Source organism: Rhodopseudomonas telluris, from assembly GCF_042432815.1.
In the GTDB taxonomy this organism is placed as follows: Bacteria; Pseudomonadota; Alphaproteobacteria; order Rhizobiales; family Xanthobacteraceae; genus Rhodopseudomonas; species Rhodopseudomonas telluris.
Window position 1 is genome coordinate 906,599 of the sequence record NZ_JBHLWM010000008.1, and the last position, 12,076, is coordinate 918,674.

At 66.7% G+C, this 12,076-nt stretch carries 14 protein-coding genes; 1 reads left to right on the forward strand and 13 read right to left on the reverse strand.

Going from position 1 to position 12,076, the window contains the following annotated elements:
* Positions 1–8: 8 nt before the first annotated feature.
* From ribD to ACFFJ6_RS21730, 13 genes are all read right to left on the reverse strand, one after another.
* Positions 9–1,190: a bifunctional diaminohydroxyphosphoribosylaminopyrimidine deaminase/5-amino-6-(5-phosphoribosylamino)uracil reductase RibD gene (ribD, locus tag ACFFJ6_RS21670; RefSeq protein WP_378391721.1), complete on the reverse strand. Its 1,182-nt coding sequence runs from the start codon at positions 1,188–1,190 to the stop codon at positions 9–11.
* Complete coding sequence (gene nrdR, locus ACFFJ6_RS21675; RefSeq protein ID WP_054162851.1) at positions 1,187–1,669, reverse strand: transcriptional regulator NrdR; 483 nt, start codon at positions 1,667–1,669, stop codon at positions 1,187–1,189. The genes ribD and nrdR overlap by 4 nt, the downstream gene beginning before the upstream one ends.
* A 96-nt stretch (positions 1,670–1,765) precedes the next feature.
* On the reverse strand, positions 1,766–3,067 hold the full coding sequence (gene glyA, locus ACFFJ6_RS21680) for a serine hydroxymethyltransferase (protein WP_378391724.1): 1,302 nt from the start codon (positions 3,065–3,067) through the stop codon (positions 1,766–1,768).
* A 229-nt stretch (positions 3,068–3,296) separates the two neighbouring features.
* Positions 3,297–3,953, reverse strand: coding sequence for a ChrR family anti-sigma-E factor (locus tag ACFFJ6_RS21685; protein ID WP_378391726.1), 657 nt, complete (start codon positions 3,951–3,953; stop codon positions 3,297–3,299).
* Positions 3,950–4,537 (reverse strand): sigma-70 family RNA polymerase sigma factor, encoded by a 588-nt coding sequence (locus ACFFJ6_RS21690; RefSeq protein WP_378392259.1) that lies wholly within the window; start codon positions 4,535–4,537, stop codon positions 3,950–3,952. Before ACFFJ6_RS21690 ends, ACFFJ6_RS21685 begins: the two co-directional genes overlap by 4 nt.
* A 950-nt stretch (positions 4,538–5,487) precedes the next feature.
* The gene (locus tag ACFFJ6_RS21695; RefSeq protein WP_378391728.1) at positions 5,488–6,120 is read right to left on the reverse strand and encodes a glutathione S-transferase family protein; all 633 of its coding nucleotides are present in this window, start codon (positions 6,118–6,120) and stop codon (positions 5,488–5,490) included.
* 133 nt (positions 6,121–6,253) lie between these two features.
* Complete coding sequence (locus ACFFJ6_RS21700; protein ID WP_378392261.1) at positions 6,254–6,460, reverse strand: hypothetical protein; 207 nt, start codon at positions 6,458–6,460, stop codon at positions 6,254–6,256.
* A gap of 134 nt (positions 6,461–6,594) precedes the next feature.
* Positions 6,595–7,152: a DUF4142 domain-containing protein gene (locus tag ACFFJ6_RS21705; protein ID WP_378391730.1), complete on the reverse strand. Its 558-nt coding sequence runs from the start codon at positions 7,150–7,152 to the stop codon at positions 6,595–6,597.
* A 12-nt stretch (positions 7,153–7,164) separates the two neighbouring features.
* Positions 7,165–7,380 carry a hypothetical protein gene (locus tag ACFFJ6_RS21710; protein ID WP_378391732.1) on the reverse strand — a complete coding sequence of 72 codons (216 nt, stop codon included), beginning with the start codon at positions 7,378–7,380 and terminating at the stop codon, positions 7,165–7,167.
* Positions 7,381–7,395: 15 nt separating this feature from the next.
* Positions 7,396–7,596 carry a hypothetical protein gene (locus ACFFJ6_RS21715; protein ID WP_378391734.1) on the reverse strand — a complete coding sequence of 67 codons (201 nt, stop codon included), beginning with the start codon at positions 7,594–7,596 and terminating at the stop codon, positions 7,396–7,398.
* Positions 7,597–7,866: 270 nt separating this feature from the next.
* On the reverse strand, positions 7,867–8,385 hold the full coding sequence (gene ldtR, locus ACFFJ6_RS21720; RefSeq protein ID WP_378391736.1) for a transcriptional regulator LdtR: 519 nt from the start codon (positions 8,383–8,385) through the stop codon (positions 7,867–7,869).
* 330 nt (positions 8,386–8,715) lie between these two features.
* Entirely contained in the window at positions 8,716–10,281 is a 1,566-nt protein-coding gene (locus ACFFJ6_RS21725; RefSeq protein ID WP_378391738.1) for an AMP-binding protein, read from the reverse strand.
* A gap of 79 nt (positions 10,282–10,360) precedes the next feature.
* Positions 10,361–10,831: a DUF6163 family protein gene (locus ACFFJ6_RS21730; RefSeq protein WP_054162833.1), complete on the reverse strand. Its 471-nt coding sequence runs from the start codon at positions 10,829–10,831 to the stop codon at positions 10,361–10,363.
* Positions 10,832–11,021: 190 nt separating this feature from the next.
* On the opposite strand from ACFFJ6_RS21730, the gene hemB reads away from it, so the two are divergent.
* Positions 11,022–12,074 carry a porphobilinogen synthase gene (gene hemB, locus ACFFJ6_RS21735; protein ID WP_378391740.1) on the forward strand — a complete coding sequence of 351 codons (1,053 nt, stop codon included), beginning with the start codon at positions 11,022–11,024 and terminating at the stop codon, positions 12,072–12,074.
* Positions 12,075–12,076 lie beyond the last annotated feature (2 nt).

The following is a 12,076-nucleotide window of genomic DNA, read 5'->3' on the forward strand; positions in this document are numbered from 1 at the left end:
GAGGCCTCTCAGGTCCGGTCGTAAATGGCGAGCGTGTCGTCGCCGACGCGCTCGGAGCTGCGTTCGCGCCAGTCCGGCGCATCGGTGATCGCGGTCAGCGGCAGGCCGTCCAGCGCGGCGACGCCGCCCTCTCCGATCGGTGCCGGACCGCGCAGCAACCAGATCTCGTCGGCGAGCCGGCCGGCCACGATCGCGCGCGCGACCTGCGCGCCGCCTTCGACCAGCAGCCGCGTCACGCCCCTGTCCGACAGCGCGCGCAGCACCGCCGGCAACGACAGGCCGGGCGTGTCGGCACAGTCCGCCACATGGATGACCTCGGCACCGGCGGCGCCGAGCCGCATCGCGCTGGCGGCTTCGGCGATCTCGGACGCCATCAGCCACAGCGGCGTCTGCCGCGCCGAGTGCACCAGCCGGCTGTCTCCGGGAATCCGCAGGCTGCGGTCCAGCACCACACGGATCGGCGATTGGGCCGCCATGCCGGGCAGCCGGCAGGTCAGCTGCGGGTCATCGGCCAGCACCGTGCCGATGCCGACCAGGATCGCGTCCGATTGCGCGCGCAGCAGATGCACCCGCGCCCGCGCCGCCTCGCCGGTAATCGCCACCGGCTTGCGCCCTGCGGCGGCGATCTTGTCGTCGGCCGAGACGGCGAGCTTGAGCACCACATGCGGCCGCTGCTCTTGGACGCGCAGCAGATGCCCGGCATGGTCGCGCGCGGCCTCCTCGGCACACAGTCCGACCTCGACGGCGATGCCGGCGTCGCGCAGCCGGGCATGGCCCTGGCCGCCGACCAGCGGATTGGGATCTTCGATCGCCGACACCACGCGGGCCACGCCAGCCGCGACGATCGCGTCGGCGCAGGGCGGCGAGCGGCCGTGATGCGAGCATGGCTCGAGCGTCACGTACAGCGTCGCGCCGCGCGCGGCCTCGCCGGCCCGGCGCAGCGCCTCGACCTCGGCATGCGGGCGGCCGCCGTCCTGAGTCCAGCCGCGGCCGATGATGACGCCGTCCTTGACCAGCACCGCGCCGACCGCCGGATTGGTCCCGGTCCGGCCAAGCCCCCGGCGCCCCAGCGTCAGCGCCAGCTGCATGTAACGGCGATCAGCGGCGGCGCTCGGCGACGCCTGCGCTTTCGCAGCCTTCTCGGCGGCCAGCCGCGCGCCGTATTGTTCTTCCAGAATGCGGAAGATCATTTGCGGACCAGCGCCGGCCGAATCTCGTCCTCATTGGTGAGTTCGCCCAGCACCGCCTCGAAATCCTTGGCCTCGCGGAAATTGCGGTACACCGAGGCGAACCGCACATAGGCGACGTCGTCGAGCTTGCGCAGGTGATCCATCACGATCTCGCCGATCGTCTCCGACGAGATATCCGCCTCGCCACCGCTTTCCAGCTCACGGACGATCGCCGAGACCATCTGCTCGACCCGGTCCGGCTCGACCGGCCGCTTGCGCAGCGAGATCTGCACCGAGCGCACCAGCTTGTCGCGGTCGAACGGCACGCGGCGGCCGTTGCGCTTGATCACGGTGAGTTCGCGCAGCTGCACCCGCTCGAAGGTGGTAAAGCGGAAATTGCACGCGACGCAAACCCGCCGCCGCCGGATCACCGAGGAATCCTCGGTCGGCCGGCTGTCCTTCACCTGGGTATCGAGGCTGTTGCAGTTCGGGCAGCGCATCGCTTGTCCCCTCGCGTCATGCCCGGGCTTGACCCGGGCATCCATCGCTTCTTCACAAGAAGATGGATTGCCGGGTCAAGCCCGGCAATGACGGTCTTACTGATAGATCGGGAAGCGATCGGTCAATTCCTTGACGCGCTGCTTCACCGAGGCTTCCACCAGTGGCGCGCTGCCATCCGGAGATTGCGCAATCGCATTCAACACTTCGGCGATCAGGTTACCAACCTGCTGGAACTCGGCAACGCCGAATCCGCGGGTCGTCGCCGCCGGGGTGCCGAGGCGCAGGCCCGAGGTGACGAACGGCTTCTCCGGGTCGAACGGGATACCGTTCTTGTTGCAGGTGATGGCCGCGCGGACCAGCGCCTTCTCGGAGACGTTGCCCTTCAGCCCCTTCGGCCGCAGGTCGACCAGCATCAGATGATTGTCCGTGCCGCCCGAGACCAGATCGAAGCCGGCCGCGCGCAGCGTTTCCGCAAGCGCCTTGGCGTTTTCGACGACGTTCTTCGTGTAGACCTTGAAGTCAGGCTGCAACGCTTCCTTGAACGCCACCGCCTTGGCGGCGATGACGTGCATCAGCGGGCCGCCCTGCAGGCCCGGGAAGATCGCCGAGTTGAACTTCTTAGCCAGCGCCTCGTCGTTGGTCAGGATCAGGCCGCCGCGCGGGCCGCGCAGCGACTTGTGGGTCGTGGTGGTGACGACGTGGGCGTGCGGCACCGGCGAGGCATGGACGCCGCCCGCCACCAGCCCGGCGAAGTGCGCCATGTCGACCATGAAATACGCGCCGACGCTGTCGGCGATCTCGCGGAAGCGCTTGAAGTCCCAGGCGCGCGGATAGGCCGAGCCGCCGGCGATGATCAGCTTCGGCTTGGTCTCCTCGGCCAGCTTGGCGACCGCATCCATGTCGATCATCTGGTCCTCGCGGCGCACCGTGTAGTGCACCGGCTTGAACCACTTGCCGCTCATGTTGACCGGAGCGCCGTGGGTGAGATGGCCGCCGGCGGCGAGGTCGAGGCCCATGAAGGTATCGCCCGGCTGCAGCAACGCCAGGAATACCGCCTGGTTCATCTGGCTGCCGGAGTTCGGCTGGACATTGGCGAAGTTCGCGCCGAACAGCTTCTTGGCCCGCTCGATCGCCAGATTCTCAGCGACATCGACGAATTCGCAGCCGCCGTAATAGCGGTTGCCCGGATAACCTTCCGCATACTTGTTGGTCATAACCGAGCCCTGCGCTTCCAGCACCGCGCGGCTGACGATGTTCTCGGAGGCGATCAGCTCGACCTCGTGGCGCTGCCGGCCGAGTTCGCCCTTGATGGCGGCGGCGATCTCGGGATCGGCCTGCTCGAGCGAGGCGGAGAAGAAGCTGTCGGGCGCGGAGGCGGTCTTGGCTGATGTGCTCATGGGAAAAGTCTCCACCGCCGCAGCCGGGTCCCGGGTGCGAGCGGTTACAGGATAGCGGTTCGGAAGCGGCGGGTGCCGCATAGCACATCCGGACCGCCCGGCCAAGGACGCCGCCACCATTTGCGGCCATGCGCCCCACTCAGACCCAGATATGGTGGATGTGAGGCATTTGCAGGAGGGGTCGGTCTCACCGCCGGCCCGGCCCGCGCTCGCCCCGCCGGTCGGCCGGTTAGATCCGGAACAGCGGCTGCAGCAGACGCGCCCAGGCGTTCTTGAAGCGCAGCGGCGCGTCGGTGACGGCGAGACAGATGCAATCCTGATCCGGGCCGGCATGCGGCTGGTGCTCGGTCTGCTCGTCGGTTTCGGCCACGTCGCCGCGCACCAGCACCACGCCCTCGTCGCAGAGGCTGCCGCTCAGCACCAGGGTCAGCTCGCGGCCACCATGGCTGTGAGTCGGCACCTTGGTGCCGCCCTGGAATCGCAGCATCCGCGCCTGCGGACGGCAGCCGGGAATGTCGATCACGATCTGCTGCACCCGCGGCGCCACCCGCGTCCAGCGCAGCGTGTCCAGATCGCCGCCGAGATAGCTGCGCAGCGGCTCGGGGATCACGATGTCGGATACCGGCAGACCATGGACCGGCGCCGGCGCCGCCACGGGTTCGGCCCGGAGCCGGGACAGCACCGATTGCATCAGCCCCGGCGACAGCTCCGCCGCCGGCAGCGCTTCGAGTAGTTCGCCGCCGACGGCCTCGGCCGCTGCGCTGCGCGCACGGCAATGCGGGCACAGCGCCAGATGCGTGGCGACCAGGAGGCTGGAGGCTTCGTCCAGCGTGCCGGCGGCATAGCTCAGCAGCAGATCGTCGCCGATATGGTGGCGCGCGCTCATCGCCCGGCTCCGGTGCGGCCGTCGAGCGCCGCGCGCAGCTTGCCGAAGGCGAGACGGATCCGGGACTTCACCGTCCCGACCGGCAGGCCAAGATGCTCGGCGATTTCGCCGTGGGAGCGGTTCTCGTAGAAAGATAGCATCAGCACGCTCTTCTCGTTGGCGGACAGTCCATTCATCACCTCGCGCACGGTCTGTTCGATCTCGGCGCGTTCGAGCAGCCGGTCCGGCGGCTCCTCGTCGTCCGGGATGAACGCGGGATCGTTGGGATCGAACGACGGCCGCCGCGCCTGGCGAAACCGGTCGATGCCGACATTGCGGGCGATGGCGAAGATCCAGGTCGCCGCCGAGGCCCGGGCAGGATCGTAGGCCGCGGCATTGCGCCAGACCGACACCATCGTCTCCTGCGTGATCTCCTCCGCCAGCGCGGGATCGCTGCCGCGCCGCGAGAAATAGGATTTCAGGCGCGGCGCGAAATGCCGGAACAGCTCCTCGAACGCCGCCTCGTCCTGCGCGGCGGCGATCCGCACGATGCAGGCGGACCACGGGTCCGCGATCTCCGAAGGGTCGCTCCGCAGCTTGTCCATGGCGACCAGTCCATTCTCGCGCGACGATCGGCCGAGATCCGCCCATTGATCGAGCGGCCCTGCCCCGGCGCCGAACCTACCGACCGCGACCGCAGGATGCATTGCGCCTTCCGTCGAGGCGCCCGACCGTCGAGATGCGAGGCCGCGCAGACCGGGCGGGTAGTTGGCAACGACTCCGTCATCGCGCGTCTGTGCTCTCATCCGACGATCGCCCGTTCGCTCCGGTGCGGCCCGCGCCTGGCCCCGACGTCATGACGGTCACGGACTAAGCGCGACCAATTTATCCGGCCGTGGCTCGATACGTTGCGGCCGGGCGTTTGGATCACAGCTGCCGACGAAAAAACGGCCGCCCGGGCTGCGGCGAAATGGCCTCGCGGAGTCACGCGGCCGTGACCGGCCTGCAGTGATCCACGCGTCGTGGCGCGCCGTAGTGAGGGCACTACCAACCCGGAGGAGGTCTGCCATGACGTTTTTCAGCAAGCTCAGCGCGATGGAACGTGCCGCGATCGGAGCCGCCCTACTGATGACTCTCGCCCCGCTGGTGCCCTACGCCATGCTCGGCTGACGCCCTGCTCGGCTGAACGCCACCAGCCTGACTTGCCGACGGTCGCGCGCGCCTGACATCGCGCGTCCGCCCCTGTCGATCGGCGCCGTCCCCGCGCCGATCGACTCGCGGCGCACCGACATCAAAGTCGGTGCGCGCGGCGGTGTCCACGTCTCGTCAGCTTCAGGTACTCGGGCACTCGGCGACGCACAGGGCCGATCTTGCCTCCGTCTCGAGCCGGATTGGTTCATTCAAGCGATGACGCGCTTTCAGCAGAGTGGCTGGGGTAAAGCCAACATTCAGACCCCACCGCCGCAGCCGTAGCCGTAGCCCGCATGAGCGCAGCGACATGCGGGGCAAGTTTGGAAGCGAAGGTCAGCATGACCATCAAGAGGCCGCTGCCCCGTCACCCCCACGCCATCCGATACGCCCCGCCCTTCTCCACACTCCGCCGAAACGCCGGCCGGGTGTGCATGCGATCGATCCAGGCGGTCAGCTGCGGGTATGGGCCGAGCCTCCCGAACGAGCCCGCGACCTCGGCGACGAAGCTCATCATGATGTCGACGCCGGTCAGGTTGTCGCCGACGAAATACTCCCGCCCCTTCAGCGCGCCCTCGATGAAGCCGAGGTGGTTGGCGATTTCGCTGTCGATGCGGGGCTGCAGCGGGGCGGCGGCGTCTTTCAGGCGGCTGGTGTAGAGCTGCAGCATCAGCGGCAGCATGGCCGAGCCCTCGGCGTAGTGCAGCCATTCCTGATAGGTCTCGAAGTCGCGCGTACCCTCGGCGGGCCGCAGCGTGCTGCCCTGGGCGTACCGGCGCAGGATGTAGTCGACAATCGCGCCGGACTCGACCAGCGTCAGGTCGCCGTCGGTGATCACCGGCGACTTGCCGAGCGGGTGCACGGCGGCGAGTTCAGGCGGCGCCAGCCGCGTGACGGCGTCGCGCTGATAGCGCTTCAGCTCGTAGGGCGCGCCGATCTCTTCCAGCAGCCACAGGATGCGCTGCGAGCGGGAGTCGTTGAGGTGGTGAAGCGTCAGCATGGCGATCTCCGGGGAAGCTGCGGGGCGCTGACGCGCCGCCGACTGGGATGGGAACGTCGTCGATCTCTGGCGCTGTCCGGATTGCGCCTGCCGGCATCCGGGCGACGGACCGCTCGGGGAGCGTACAGACGCCTTACATCGTCTCCTGCTTGGCGCCGCATTCCTTGCAGACGTAGGCGACGCGGGTGACGCCCCTCGGCGCCTTGACCTTGTTGGGCGCGCCGCATTTGCCGCAGGTGGCCATGATGACCGTGTCGCCCTGCTTCACCGTGACGTTCTTGTTGGCCATCGCCTCGCGCATCAGCCGTTCGGCCTCTTCGCGCATCGCCTTCTTGTCCATGCCCTGCCCTTGTTGCTGCATATCCGACGCGCCTTGTAGCCTACCGGTGCGGCGGCGCCGCATGAATTTCGCCGCCGGCTGTGAAATCCGGTTGACAGTCGGTCGGTCCCGGATCGGATGCCCACCGGGCGACATCACTGCAGCGTCTGCAGCTCCTCGCGGGTCTCTTCGAGCAGCGGCAGCTGCTGCTTGGCGAAGCGGCGGATATCGTCATTGTCGGGATGCAGCAGATATCGTCGCAGCAGCCCGATGGCGTCGTCGATGTCCTCGCGCTGCTTGGCCAGATAGTCGCTCAGGAAGGCCTGCCCGACGGCCCCCTGCAGCCCCGCCAGCTCGTTGCGACGGACTAGGCTGGGGTCGGTGGCGAAATCGATGTTGAGAAGCCCGAAGGTGTTGAGCCGCACGATGGCCGCCTCGCGCTGCTGGGCCCGCGCCGCCTGCTCGGCCGCGAACTGCCGCACCCGGTCGGTACCGCGGGTCTCGGCGAGCGCCGCCGCGCGAAGCTGGACCATGTCGAACTCGTGCAGCAGGCGCAGCACGTCGTGCGCATTCGGCGGCCAGTCGAACAGCCGCTTGACGCCGAGGTCTTCCAGTAGCGAGCGCTTGCGCGGGGTCTCCGAGCCGGCGATGGCGCCGGCAAAAACGACGATCGCCGGGAGGATTGCAACCAGCCCGGCGACCAATCGGATCATTGTGAACCTGCCTCAGAGGCCGGTGTAGCCCGCCTTCACCGGATCGTTGCTGCCGTCGAGCTCGCGCAGATAGACAAGCCCGCAAACCGTCAGGCGATTATCGTCGGTCTCGCCGGCTTCGAACAGCGTGCGGATATAGTTTTCCACCTTGACCTTCGCCTGGTCGGCAGCTTCCTGGCTGGTCAGCAGACCGTAGGTCTGGATCACGCGGTCGATGGCTCGTTGCATGAAATGCCTCTCTTCTCAGGCCGCGATCTTGGCGGCCTCGAAAATGGAAATCGCCTTGTTGGCGAGCTTGATCGGATGTCGTTCGCCGCGATGAAACATCTGGACGATGAGCTGCAGCAAAGCATCGTGAGTCGCCGAGGTGTCGGCGATGACCCCGCTGCCACGAAGGTAGTTCGCGGCGATGTCGTAAGCTCGGCCGATTACGTCGACATTCATGGTGTACCCGTCCAGACTTTGCAGCTTCTCCGAGGATAATAAGTTGCAGCGCGGCGAAAAGTTCCGCGCGGCTCGAAAAATCGGCAGATCTCGAAGAGCCACGTGCAAAGCGGCCAGGCAGCAACAAAAACGGCTCCCCTTGCGAGGAGCCGTTGACGACAGATTGGCTGTAGACTGACCTGGAGGGCCTACGGGGAGCGCGCGTGCCTGTCTTCCTCGGACAGTCCGGCTTGTCGCCGGTTCGACGTCGGCGCGCTCCCGGATCGGAAATCAGAGGCGATACAGGATCTGGTCGGTCCAGAACCGCTCGAGACGGTGCAGCGACTTGTTCAGGGTGGCGAACTCCTCGCTGGAGATGCCGCCGACCTGCTCCACCGTCTTGACGTGCTTCTGATACAGCGCGTCGACGATGTGGCGAACTTCCTGGCCCTGCGCGGTCAGACGAATCCGGACCGAGCGGCGATCGACGCGCGAACGCTGATGATCGAGGAAGCCGAGCTCGACGAGCTTCTTCAGATTGTACGACACGTTGGAGCCGAGATAGTAACCGCGCGTGCGCAGTTCGCCGGCCGTCAGCTCCTTGTCGCCGATGTTGTACAGCAGCAGCGCCTGCACCGAGTTGATATCAGCGCGGCCGCGACGATCGAATTCGTCCTTAATGACGTCGAGCAGCCGGCGGTGCAGCCGCTCCACCAGAGTCAGGGCCTCGAGATAGAGCGGCTGGACCGGCGCTTGACCTGCAACTGCGGGCGCGGCGGTTTCGGCTGCCGTGGCGACGGCTTTAATCATGACACTTCCCCTGTCGTCTTTTTTGATCGACTTATTCGACGAAACTTGTGTCTCGTCTGATAGGTCCACCTTAAGGGGGTGCTTTGAACATCAGCTTAAATAAGACGATAAAGAGATCATGAATTTAAGACAGTGAATCGTGGATTAAGCCCGCAGATCGGGCACTTCTCGCAACGTTTCATTGACGGATGAGGGCCGATTCCGTGCCCTCATCGCCCCGCTTGTCGCATTTGAGAACAGCTCCGTTACAATTCGAAAGATTCCCGTAACGGACGTGACCGAACCCTTTAAGGTGACCGGAACCTTACCTGCGACAATTCTCCGAAAATCTTACGCGACGCCGCGCGTGCGACCTTCCCAATACGGCGCGCGCAACACCTTGCGGTCGATCTTGCCGAGGCCGGTCACCGGAATGGCGTCGACGAAGTCGATCGATTTCGGCGACCACGGCGCGCCGCGCTTGTCTTTCACATGCGCCTGCAGTTCGGCCGCGTCGTTGTTGGCGCCCGGCTTGAGCACCACGAAGGCCTTCACCGCCTCGCCCCATTTCTCGTCGGGCACGCCGATCACGGCGGCGGACGCGACGGCGTGATGCGCCATCAGCGCGTCTTCCACTTCGCGCGGATAGATGTTGAAGCCGCCGGAGATGATCATGTCCTTGGTGCGGTCGACGATGTACAAGTAACCGTCCGCATCTTTCACGGCGACGTCACCGGTGTGCAGCCAGCCGCCGCGAAACGCTTCGGCGGTCGCTTCGGGCCGCTTCCAGTAGCCGTCCATCACCAGCGTGCCGCGCACGCAGATCTCGCCGGGCTCGCCGATGCCGACCTCGCGCAGCTCGCTGTCGAGCAGCTTGACGTCGACCAGCGGATTGGGCCGACCGCAACTGCCGAGGCGGCCGGGCTTGCTGTCGTCGTGATCGATCTTGCGCATCGTGGTGATGCATTGCGGCGCTTCGGTCTGACCGTAGAGCTGCACGAAGATCTTGCCGAAGATCGCCATGCCCTCGCGCAGCCGGTCCGGCGACATCGGCGCGGCGCCGTACACGATCATGTCGAGCGACGACAGGTCGTGGCGTGCCCTCACCTCCTTGGCGTCGATCAGCGCGTAGATCAGCGTCGGCACCAGGAACACCGCGGTGATCCTGTCTTCGGCGACGACGCGGCAATACGACTCGATCTCGAAGCCGGGCACCAGCCGGGTAAAGCCACCGCGCATCATCACCGGATAGACGGTGACGCCGGCGGCGTGGCTGATCGGTGTCGCGGCGAGATAGCGGATCTCGGCGGGCCAATCCCAATCCGCATAGAGCAGCGCCGCCATCGTGGTCAGCGCGCGATGCGGGATCATCACGCCCTTGGAGCGGCCGGTGGTGCCGCCGGTGTAAGCCAGCCACGCGATGTCGGAGGTCACGCTCTCGTCGACGAGCGGCGCGGGCTCGACGCTGGCAAAGCCGTCCAGCAGGTCACGTGCGCCCTCGACCGCGCCGAACGACAACAGATGCTTGAGGGCGGGCACGCGGGCGCGGATCGCGAGGCCGCGCGCGGCGAACTTGCCGCTCTCGACGATCAGCGCGTCGATCTCGGCGTCCTCGATGATGAAGGCGTGGTCGTCCTCGGCCGCCATCGGATGCAGCGGCGTGTAGCGCAGGCCCATCACGGTCGAGGCCGAGATCGCCGCCCACGACTCGGCGCGGTTCGACGACAGGATCGACAGCGCGCTGCCTTTGGTCAGCCCGACGCTCCGAAACAGCGCGATGAAACGGCCGACCGCCTGGCCGAATTCGCGATAGGTCCAGCGCGTGGTGTCGTCGGCGATCGCCGGCCGGTCGCCGTAGCGCGCGATGGCGTTGACGATCAGGCTGCCGCCCGTTCCGCCGGAATGAAGCTGGTCCATGGTGCCCTCCCCTTGAGTGTTGTTCTTGGTTGATTGCGAGTGGCCGCGCGGCCTTCGGCGCGTCGCGGAGGAGATCAGGCTATGGCGGCCGTTCGCGCGCCGCCATCCAGGCGAGCGCCAGATAGGCCGCGAGCAGCAGCGCCTCGATCGAGACGATCAGCAGGCTGCCGCCATAGATCGCCGGAAACATCAGCTCGATCACCGCCATCGACACGACGGTGGTGAGCCAGACGACGGCGCCCCACGGCGTCGCCAGCCACAGACCGATCGCCGCGACCAGTTCGATCACGGCGAAATAGACGGTCGCGGTCTGCCACGCCATCGACTGAACTTCGAAAGCGTCGTCCTCGCCGCCGATGAAGCCGGTGATCTGCGCCCAGTGATAAAGTCCCTTGCAGATCGAGATCACCGCCATCACGCGCAGGAACAGCACCAGACGCTGGGTCCAGTCGTTCTCGTGCTGCTCGTCGCGCTCGGGCGCGATCGCGGCGACTCCGACCGCGGGATCTCGCGGCGGCTGTTCGCGCGACGTGGGTTGGATCTCGGTCATGCGGCTCCTGGCCCGGGGTGGTCGATGCAGCGTGCGGCGGGAGTCTTGGCCCGCCGGGACGGCAAAATCAATCGCCTGTGATCGCGCTTGCTGCGCTGCGATTGCGCCAAATCAACAGCGCAGTGACGCGGCAATGTCAAAATGCTAGCTTGATGCTCCAAACCGGACGCCTGCAGGGAGAGTTGGCACAATGGCGATTAAATTCGGCCGTCCTATCGAAGTTCGCGAACCCGCCCTCCGGCCGTCCGCCCCGTCGCTCGACCTCACCGTGCGCCCGCGGCGCAATCGCAAGACCGAGTGGGCCCGCCGCCTGGTCCGCGAAAACGTGCTGACCACCGACGATCTGATCTGGCCGATGTTCGTGATCGACGGCGACAACAAGCGCGCGCCGATCAACTCGATGCCGGGCGTCGAACGCCTGAGCATCGACCAGGTGGTGCGCGCCGCCGAACGCGCCGCCAAGCTGGACATTCCCTGCATCGCGCTGTTTCCCTACACCGAGCCGTCGCTGCGCGACGAAGAAGGCACGGAAGCGACCAACGCCGACAATCTGGTGTGCCGCACCGTTCGCGCCATCAAGAAGGAGTTCCCCGAACTCGGCGTGCTGTGCGACGTCGCGCTCGATCCCTTCACCAGCCACGGCCATGACGGCCTGATCCAGGACGGCCGCATCCTCAACGACGAAACCGTCGCGGTGTTGGTCAAACAGTCGCTGGTGCAGGCCGAGGCCGGCTGCGACGTGATCGCGCCCTCGGACATGATGGACGGCCGCATCGGCGCGATCCGCGAGGCGCTCGACGCGGCGGGCTTCCTCGACGTGCAGATCATGGCCTATGCGGCGAAGTACGCATCGGCTTTCTACGGCCCGTTCCGCGACGCGATCGGCTCGGCCAAGGCGCTGACCGGCGACAAGCGCACCTATCAGATGGACCCGGCCAACACCGATGAGGCGATTCGCGAGGTCGAGCTCGATCTCGCCGAGGGCGCCGACATGGTGATGGTGAAGCCCGGCATGCCGTATCTCGACATCGTCCGCCGCGTGAAGGAAACCTTCGCGGTGCCGACCTTCGCCTATCAGGTGTCGGGCGAGTACGCGATGATCGCTGCCGCCGCCAACAATGGCTGGCTCGACGGCGACCGCGCGATGCTGGAAAGCCTGCTCGCCTTCAAGCGCGCCGGCGCCGACGGCGTCCTCACCTACTTCGCGCCGCAGGCGGCCGAAAAGCTGAAGAAGCTGACCTGAGC

What these genes read in the sequence shown, in the direction of transcription:
- ribD (WP_378391721.1), bottom strand. Translation starts at nt 1,190, where the DNA reads ATGATCTTCCGCATTCTGGAAGAACAATACGGCGCGCGGCTGGCCGCC.
- nrdR (WP_054162851.1), bottom strand. Translation starts at nt 1,669, where the DNA reads ATGCGCTGCCCGAACTGCAACAGCCTCGATACCCAGGTGAAGGACAGC.
- glyA (WP_378391724.1), bottom strand. Translation starts at nt 3,067, where the DNA reads ATGAGCACATCAGCCAAGACCGCCTCCGCGCCCGACAGCTTCTTCTCC.
- ACFFJ6_RS21685 (WP_378391726.1), bottom strand. Translation starts at nt 3,953, where the DNA reads ATGAGCGCGCGCCACCATATCGGCGACGATCTGCTGCTGAGCTATGCC.
- ACFFJ6_RS21690 (WP_378392259.1), bottom strand. Translation starts at nt 4,537, where the DNA reads ATGGACAAGCTGCGGAGCGACCCTTCGGAGATCGCGGACCCGTGGTCC.
- ACFFJ6_RS21695 (WP_378391728.1), bottom strand. Translation starts at nt 6,120, where the DNA reads ATGCTGACGCTTCACCACCTCAACGACTCCCGCTCGCAGCGCATCCTG.
- ACFFJ6_RS21700 (WP_378392261.1), bottom strand. Translation starts at nt 6,460, where the DNA reads ATGGACAAGAAGGCGATGCGCGAAGAGGCCGAACGGCTGATGCGCGAG.
- ACFFJ6_RS21705 (WP_378391730.1), bottom strand. Translation starts at nt 7,152, where the DNA reads ATGATCCGATTGGTCGCCGGGCTGGTTGCAATCCTCCCGGCGATCGTC.
- ACFFJ6_RS21710 (WP_378391732.1), bottom strand. Translation starts at nt 7,380, where the DNA reads ATGCAACGAGCCATCGACCGCGTGATCCAGACCTACGGTCTGCTGACC.
- ACFFJ6_RS21715 (WP_378391734.1), bottom strand. Translation starts at nt 7,596, where the DNA reads ATGAATGTCGACGTAATCGGCCGAGCTTACGACATCGCCGCGAACTAC.
- ldtR (WP_378391736.1), bottom strand. Translation starts at nt 8,385, where the DNA reads ATGATTAAAGCCGTCGCCACGGCAGCCGAAACCGCCGCGCCCGCAGTT.
- ACFFJ6_RS21725 (WP_378391738.1), bottom strand. Translation starts at nt 10,281, where the DNA reads ATGGACCAGCTTCATTCCGGCGGAACGGGCGGCAGCCTGATCGTCAAC.
- ACFFJ6_RS21730 (WP_054162833.1), bottom strand. Translation starts at nt 10,831, where the DNA reads ATGACCGAGATCCAACCCACGTCGCGCGAACAGCCGCCGCGAGATCCC.
- hemB (WP_378391740.1), top strand. Translation starts at nt 11,022, where the DNA reads ATGGCGATTAAATTCGGCCGTCCTATCGAAGTTCGCGAACCCGCCCTC.